The organism is Microcystis sp. M169S2, from assembly GCF_020245865.1.
GTDB classification, from domain to species: domain Bacteria; phylum Cyanobacteriota; class Cyanobacteriia; order Cyanobacteriales; family Microcystaceae; genus Microcystis; species Microcystis ichthyoblabe_A.
Map to the genome: position 1 here is coordinate 1 of NZ_JADBUB010000167.1, position 7655 is coordinate 7655.

Genomic DNA, 7655 nt, shown 5'->3' on the forward strand with positions numbered 1-7655 from the left:
GAATGCTTCGCCCCTACAGGACGCGGGCCGATGAAGACGCAAGGTTTTGAACGACGATTCTCTCAAAATCTTGCACCTGTTTCGCGAGAAAAGCCCCAAAACCTTTACTTTGCCTACATTTCAAATTTATTCAGCAAACCCTATCTAGCCGGTCTGAGATTAACCCTAGCCAAACTCATCCAACGCTCGCAAAGTTGGGAAGCGCACCTAGTCCAGGGCGATACCCACCGACTACGGCGGGATATCTTCGATTCTTACGAATTCACCAGAATATCGGATATTGTTGTGATCGCCGTCGCTCACTCACCGAAATACAGGTGAACCCGATTGCTCGTCCAGGTTGCCACCCCCGTGCCGAAAAAATCCGCGTCTTCCGTCCAGATCGGGCATTCCAGCAATAAAGCCAGCGCCACGACTGGCCAATCGTCCACATCCCGCGCGGCGATGCGTTTTCTAGCCTCCCCTTCGTAAGAAGCGTACAGGCTGTTATCCACGATCCGCACCCAACCGGTCAAACCTTCCAAGACTGCCATCGCGTCCTCGCTCCCTAGGTCGCGTTTCTCGAAAAGAATCGGTAAATATCGTCTTGCGTCGGCGTAACAGCGATCGGTCGTAAAAAAATCTACCGTGGGAGCGAACCGAGCGATCATCTCCCGTACCTTTTTCCCCAACACGGCACGGATGAGAATATTGGCATCCAGAACGATTCTTTTCGTCATAGCAGAAAGCCTAACGCTCGCCTTCCCGGAGTTGACGGAATTCGCAAACGAGCGCATCTTCAGAAAGTCCCTGTTCGCGTAAAAGCGCATCCAACCTCTCGGCGGCGCGTTTTAACCCGTCGATCTCCGCTTCCGATGGCTCCGGTCGTGCCGGTAAGAAATAACCCACCGTCTGACCCTGGCAAGTGACGGCGATGGGAGTAGTAGAACTCAAATATTTGGCGAGATGATCCCGGAATTCTCCCATTCCGATTTTTTCTAGCATAGACTATTGCTTTTCCCGCTTGTGTACTGTTGTGTAGATAATTTTAGCAGAAAAATCTTAGGTTGGGGACGTGCTAACTCGCTGATAATGTTAGTATCACACAGGAATGTCATTTAAGCTTTTTGCAAATGGATGAGAACGATCTTGGCGAGTAGGAACTTCTATAGTATAGTTTTCTTCAGCAGAAATTTGTCGCAATTCTGCTAAAGCTTGGGCTAGGTTATCAAAATCTGTTTGAGTTTCATGGGCAGCTAATTTCTTCTCTAAGAGCAATCTTATTTCTGTTACCCAAAACGAAAAGATAACTGCTGTATTCAAATTTTTACAGTTTATTTTAAATAAATCAAGAGATTTAACCCCGGAATTGTGCGCGAGAGAGTCCAGATAAGGAGAGTAATATAAAAGATGCCGATACCCCATTGATACCAAACTAAAAAAGAAATAATAGCGGGTAATTCTCGATCGCGAACTCGCCAATCATTAAAGCCTAATTTTAGCAAATTATTGAGACTTAAATCGTAATAATTTAACCAATTCCAACGCTTTTGCCAAGGAATAGGAGTATAACGATCGCGAAAGAGGGGAAATTCAGGAACTACGGGTAAACGGGTGATTAATAAGCGTAATTGTCGCATACTACCATCTTGGAGGAAATAGGAACTATCCATTAAATCGTGATAGCGTCCCCGACGATAAAGTTCGATAATTAAAATTAGGGGTAAGGGGACAAGAATTAGGGCAATAGCTGTTAAAGTTAGTAGGGGACGACTGGCAGATTGCAGGATATTAAACACACCTGAAAGGGTGAGAATAATATAGCTAGTTACCATACAAAAGATTTCATAACCATTAGGAATTACTGGTTTAGGAGTGAGACGACGCACGCGATCGATTAACCAAAATAAACAGCCAAAATAGGCAAAAATTATGATTCCTGTACCAAAAACTAAACTAAAATTTGTACCATCTTGACTTAAGAGTAATAGTAAAGTAAGGAAAGAAGTATGCAGAAAATCAGCTACCCAAGTGAGGTTAATTAGGCGAATAACTGAGATATTATTCAGTTTTTGTTTTAACTGTTGTAATCGCAATTTTTCGGTTTTGTATTCAATTTGATTAGCATCGGCAATTTGTTCTAGGGAGCGAAAATTACGAACTAAATTTCTTAAAACTGTCTCATTTCCTGTTAAAGTTGGTAAATAAATTGCTTGACCAATTACTCCTCTATCTCCTAGGATTTTAGCTTTATCGGAATCAAAAGCTAATCCTGATACACTTAAATAACTATTTTTAGTAAAAGTGGAATTACTAAAATCTACCTGATCTAAAAGTTTCACATCTTGAAAACTAACCACACCATTAAAATAACTAGACCGGAAAGCGCCTGATTTTTCAAAAGTGGCATTTCTAAAGGTTAATAAACTTAAAAATCTACTCTTAGAAAATAGCGGACGATCTCGCCATTGACTTTGGGAAAAATTAGCTTCTTTTTGCCAGAAAGTACGGGTAAAATCTGCGGGTTTATCGTATTTGGTTTGATCAAAATAAGCTTCAGCAGTAAAATGACTGCGATGGAAGTTAGTAATACTTTTAAAATGTACGCTGCGAAAGATGGCTTTATTTAAAAATTGACTTTGACTAAAATTTACATCTCCCATAAAATTGGCTTTGGTAAATTTTGCCACCCTAGCAAAACGCGATTCTACCCAATTACTTTCACGACTAAATTTTGCTGCCATTGCTTCGACAATTTGCAGAAAAAAAGTCTTAGAAAAGTCCACTTCTCCCATAAATACGGTTCCCTGCAACTTCACCGGTCCACGAAATACTGTGACATTAAAAACCGGTTCATCGCTATCGAATAAAAAATTTTCGTCCTGTTGTAATAACTGTTCTTCTGTGGGTGATAACAAGGTAGCAAGGGCCACTTTTGTTAAAGGAGTCGGTAAACCCAGACGGGAAGCGATAAAATTGCCTTGAATTAAGGAATTACTAAAATCTAAACCTAGGGGTTGTTTAGCGCGATTAATTTGACCTTGAATCTGTTGATAAAATTGTTCTTGTAGTTCCTTATTTTCATCGCGGATATCGATAACTAAATTGGCTAAATCGATAGTAGTCATCCCTTCTTTAAGGACGGGTGCGCTTAAACGTTCCTGCAATAAAGTTACTGTTAAGGGAACCCTATCCACTACTGCCAAACTAGGGAGAGAATGTAAACAGAAAAACAGAAAAACAATGATTAGTAACCAGCAGCCTTTCAACAACGCACCCACGACAGTTATTTTCCTAAACAAGCTTGGATAGCCATTTCTAAATCCTCTTGGTTTAAATCGGTAATAACAAAGACTTCCTGAACACTTTTTCCTGTCCTCGCAATCAGCTTAAAACCACCACGAATCGGCACTGATATCCGCAATTGTAACCGCGGACAATGACCTTTTGAGCGAGAAAGTACCCCCGGGGTGACAGTGGTGATTCCCTGATAAGTAATTAACTTTTCTAATACCGCAATCAACCCCGGTATATGAGTAGAATGATTCCAAACTAAGCGACCATTATTCATAATTATGCGGCCTCTAGGGGAGCCATGGTTAATCCTTCCCGTCGCAATTGTTGGTGATAAAGTTCCGCTTGTTCTTGGGGACCGGTCCAGACAATTGCCTGTCCTTGGTAGTGAACTTGATTAGTTAATTCCCAAGCTCGATCGGTAGTCATATCCGGGATATATTTAATTAAACAATTGGCCACATGATCGAAGGTGTTAAAGTCATCGTTGAGAACAATAACTTTATAGTTGGGATAAGTCTTTTTGACCACTTGGGTGGACTTATCTAAGGTGGTACTGGGTGCGCTGGCCATAAAAGTTACAATAGGTCAAGGTTTTTGCGGTTAAATTCGAGCATTTTGACAACAATTAAGCGGCAAAAGCCACAGAATTATTCTTCAAAACTTGGTGATAGTAATTTAATAACTGTTTGGTGGCCGCTTGCCATGCCCATTTTTCCGCTTCTAGACGCGCATTTCGTCGTAATTCCTCTCTTTCTGCCTTGGCGGTTAGTAATCTTTGGGTGGCACTAATTAAACCCTTTTCATCCCTAGGATCGAAGAGATGACCATTAACTCCATCGGTGACAATATCGGGAATTCCCCCCGAATTTGCCGCCACCACCGGACAACCGGCAGCCATGGATTCTAAGAGTACCAAACCGAGGGTTTCTGTGCGTGAGGGAAACAGAAAAGCATCTGCGGAAGCAAAAGCGGAGGCTAATTCTAACCCCTGTAAATAACCGACAAAATGGGTATTTGTATCGGCAAAATGACTTGTTAAAGCTTCCCGATGGGGACCATCTCCCACAATGGCAAATCTTGCTTCGGGAATCGCTTCTAATACTGGTTTAATGCGATCGATTTCTTTTTCGGCCGACACTCGACCAACATATAATAATAGAGGACTATCGGGGTTATTTTGGGATAATTTCAGTCTCATGGCCGGGGATTTTAAATGAGGTTGAAATAATTCCGTATCGACTCCCCTTTGCCAAAGCTCGACCTTTTCAATGCCACGACTAGATAATTCTTGCACCATAGCGGTGGAAGTGCAGAGATTTAAACTTGCTTGATTGTGGGCCAATTTTAATAATTCCCAGAGTAATCCTTCTAGGGAACCTAATCCATAGTGTTGTAAGTATTGGGGGAGATGGGTATGATAGGAAGCGACGAGGGGAATGTTCATAGTTTTGGCAAAATAAATGCCTCCCACCCCTAAAATAGCCGGGTTAACCACATGAATAATATCAGGTTTAAACCTCTCTAAAGCTTGACCGACGGAAGGCCGGGGGAAAGCCATTTTTAATTCCGGATATAGGGGTAAGGGAATCCCTGTAACTCCATGAATCTTAGCACCTTTGTACTCCTTTAAACCGCCATCGGGAGAGAAAACTAATACCTGATGACCTAATCTTTGTAGGTGTTCTACGGTATGTTTAAGACGGGTGACAATGCCATCAATTTTCGGTAAGAAGGTTTCTGTAAAAAGAGCAATTCGCATAGAGAAAACAAGGTTAAGTAATAATTAAGGACAAGCTTTTTTTGAGATAGCTAGGAATAATTACTGAATTTCTCAAGGCAATTAACTCCCCAATTAATCATAGATCAGAAAGGCCAAAGGTTTTAATCACTCGATCGCTACCTTCGATAACCACCGTCGCTCGATAATTATCGCCGATTGCCGCTGTCCATAATTGCCATTCCCCCGCCACATTGTCTAATTTTAAGGGATTGAGGCCCACTTCCACTCGATCAAGTCCCCCGCTAATTCCCGTTCCCAGTGCCTTTAAATAAGCCTCTTTTGCCGTCCATAACTGAAAAAATAGCTTTTCCTTCTCTGCGGACTTTTCAACAAGCTCATGTTCTTTAGCACAAAAAAACCTTTTTGTCAAGCTATCTAAATCTTTCATCTGGCGCATTTTCTCTAAATCTACCCCAATGCGAGCGGTTAAAGTCAAGCCACAGATTGCCATCTCCTCGGAATGGGAGAGATTAAACTGCAATTGGTAGTTAATACTCGGTTTTCCCCGTTCACTGTAGATAAACTCGATTTTTTCGGGACTTATCGCCAAATATGACCCTAAAATCTCGCGTAAACACCCCCTAGCCACCAAAAAACGCCGCTTGTGTTCGGGAAAATGGTAACGATTAGCTCTAATTATTTCATCTTCCGAGAGCAAAGAAGCCAGTTTTTCTAGTCTATCCCCAGAGGGATCAAGACTGATAAAATAGAGATGAACCTCATCGGTAGATATAAACATTAAACTCAGAAGCGATCAAATAATTAATTATCGGTAAATTTTACCTTAAAATGAGAATTGCCGACTCAATAATTTATTCACCTTCTAACTCTTGACTTTGCAGCACACCTATGAACTTTTTTCATACTGAAGACCACCTCCAACAGTTCGGCACAGATATTTTAGAAACAACTTGGCGAGAATTTCCCCAATTAGCTCAAGAACAAATCGCCCTAACTTGGATAGTATATGATCCTCCCGTTATCGTCAACACGGGGGGAGCAATTTCTCACGAAGAATTCTGGAAATATTCCCCCCGTGGATTTAGTTATCGCGGACAAGAAAGAACCTATCCCGCTAGTTTAGTGAAATTGTTTTATCTAGTAGCAATTCATGAGTGGTTAGAGGGGGGAATGATTGCCGAAAGCAGCGAATTAAATCGCGCCATTCGTGACATGATTGTTGACTCTAGTAATGATGCTACCAGTTTAGTTGTAGATCTGGTCACGGGAACCACTAGCGGTCCAGAAATTGCCGCCGGTCCTTTTGAAACTTGGAAGCAACAACGCAACATAGTTAATCGTTATTTTCAATCCTTAAATTGGCCAGAATTAGCGACAATTAACGTTAATCAAAAAACTTGGTCTGATGGTCCCTATGGACGTGAACGCGCTTTTTTAGGGGAATTAATGGAAAATCGCAATATGTTGACTAGCAATGCAGTGGCGCGTTTAATTCATACTATTGTTGGGGGGATTGCGGTTTCTTCCCAACGTTCTCAAATGATGATGTCTTTACTAAAACGAAGTCTTAATCCTGCTGATTGGACAAGTCAAGGAGATGAGACACAAATCTTAGGATTTCTGGGACAAGGATTACCAGAAAATAGTCAAATTTGGTCAAAAGCTGGTTGGACAAGTCAAGTACGTCACGATGCAGCCTATATTGAAATTCCCCATCATACTCCCTATCTCTTGGTGGTATTTACCGAGGGAAAAGATAACAGTCAAAATCGCTCAATTTTACCTTTTATTTCCCAGAAAGTAGCCGAGAAAATTATGCAGATCCATTAATTTAAGCTGTGGGTAGGATGGGTTTCTCTGTCATTGCCAAAAGTGTTAGATAAACATCCTACTGCCATAGAACCGTAAATTTACAGATGTGCATCTCAATATACAGCTTTTCTGGGATAGATGGGGTTTGTTCTTGTAGCTGAAATAAATTGATTTTTGTGGGTGTGTTTAGCTACTTTAACACACCATACCGATGGGTGTTATAATAATGGAAGATCAGGAAAAAATCCTGATCCGATAGCGGGCAAAGATTAACTAGAAGACGGGTGAAAAGAGAAAACTTATGACAACTACCCCAGTAATAGCTGCTTCTTTAACAATTCCTCCCCTAGAAAACGGCGATAAATTAACTCGATGGGAATTTGAACGACGTTATCAAGGGATGCCCCATCTCAAAAAAGCGGAATTAATTGAAGGAATTGTTTATATGGCATCTCCCCTCAGATTTGAAAGTCACGCCGAGCCTCATGCTAATATTATCGGATGGTTAGCTCTCTATAAAGCGGCGACTCCAGGTGTTAGATTAGGTGATAATGCCACCGTGAGATTAGATATTGATAACGAACCCCAACCGGATGCCCTATTAAGAATTGACAAGGGAGGACAATCGACAATTAGTCAAGATGATTATGTAGAAGGGGCGCCGGAATTAATTGTCGAAATTGCGGCTTCTAGTGCTTCCTACGATGTTCATCAAAAATTAAATGTTTACCGTCGCAATCAAGTCCAAGAATACCTAGTCTGGCGGTTTTATGAACAAGAAATTGATTGGTTTCGGCTACAGGCAGGAGAATATATTAAACTAGAA

11 protein-coding genes are annotated in these 7655 nt (G+C 41.4%); 3 read left to right on the forward strand and 8 right to left on the reverse strand.

The genetic code is table 11. The features are described 5' to 3' along the window. Nucleotides 1-321, forward strand: a 321-nt coding sequence (locus IM485_RS16320) for a hypothetical protein (RefSeq protein ID WP_287744355.1), incomplete at its 5' end; no start/stop codon positions are given. Here IM485_RS16320 and IM485_RS16325 read toward each other — a convergent pair. From IM485_RS16325 to IM485_RS16360, 8 genes are all read right to left on the reverse strand, one after another. Continuing rightward, nucleotides 300-719 (reverse strand): PIN domain-containing protein, encoded by a 420-nt coding sequence (locus IM485_RS16325; protein WP_004269015.1) that lies wholly within the window; start codon nt 717-719, stop codon nt 300-302. The genes IM485_RS16320 and IM485_RS16325 overlap by 22 nt on opposite strands. 10 nt (nt 720-729) lie before the next feature. Beyond that, nucleotides 730-984 carry a type II toxin-antitoxin system Phd/YefM family antitoxin gene (locus IM485_RS16330; protein ID WP_287744357.1) on the reverse strand — a complete coding sequence of 85 codons (255 nt, stop codon included), beginning with the start codon at nt 982-984 and terminating at the stop codon, nt 730-732. Nucleotides 985-1080: 96 nt separating this feature from the next. Next, a complete protein-coding gene (locus IM485_RS16335; RefSeq protein WP_287744359.1) occupies nt 1081-1302 on the reverse strand; it encodes a hypothetical protein in 222 nt (73 codons plus the stop codon). An 11-nt stretch (nt 1303-1313) separates the two neighbouring features. Next, nucleotides 1314-3260, reverse strand: a complete 1947-nt coding sequence (locus IM485_RS16340) for a pentapeptide repeat-containing protein (RefSeq protein WP_287744362.1) — start codon at nt 3258-3260, stop codon at nt 1314-1316. A 5-nt stretch (nt 3261-3265) separates the two neighbouring features. After that, nucleotides 3266-3550, reverse strand: coding sequence for a DUF2103 domain-containing protein (locus IM485_RS16345; protein WP_002732155.1), 285 nt, complete (start codon nt 3548-3550; stop codon nt 3266-3268). Nucleotides 3551-3552: 2 nt separating this feature from the next. Further along, the gene (gene clpS / locus IM485_RS16350) at nt 3553-3846 is read right to left on the reverse strand and encodes an ATP-dependent Clp protease adapter ClpS (RefSeq protein ID WP_002765336.1); all 294 of its coding nucleotides are present in this window, start codon (nt 3844-3846) and stop codon (nt 3553-3555) included. A 55-nt stretch (nt 3847-3901) separates the two neighbouring features. Next, nucleotides 3902-5035, reverse strand: coding sequence for a glycosyltransferase family 4 protein (locus IM485_RS16355; RefSeq protein ID WP_002782662.1), 1134 nt, complete (start codon nt 5033-5035; stop codon nt 3902-3904). A 97-nt stretch (nt 5036-5132) separates the two neighbouring features. Beyond that, on the reverse strand, nt 5133-5795 hold the full coding sequence (locus IM485_RS16360; RefSeq protein WP_104395367.1) for a 4'-phosphopantetheinyl transferase family protein: 663 nt from the start codon (nt 5793-5795) through the stop codon (nt 5133-5135). A 110-nt stretch (nt 5796-5905) separates the two neighbouring features. Between IM485_RS16360 and IM485_RS16365 the strand changes: the two genes are divergently transcribed. Next, nucleotides 5906-6847 carry a serine hydrolase gene (locus tag IM485_RS16365; protein WP_104395366.1) on the forward strand — a complete coding sequence of 314 codons (942 nt, stop codon included), beginning with the start codon at nt 5906-5908 and terminating at the stop codon, nt 6845-6847. 283 nt (nt 6848-7130) lie between these two features. Next, nucleotides 7131-7655, forward strand: a 525-nt coding sequence (locus IM485_RS16370; RefSeq protein WP_287744366.1) for a Uma2 family endonuclease, incomplete at its 3' end; no start/stop codon positions are given.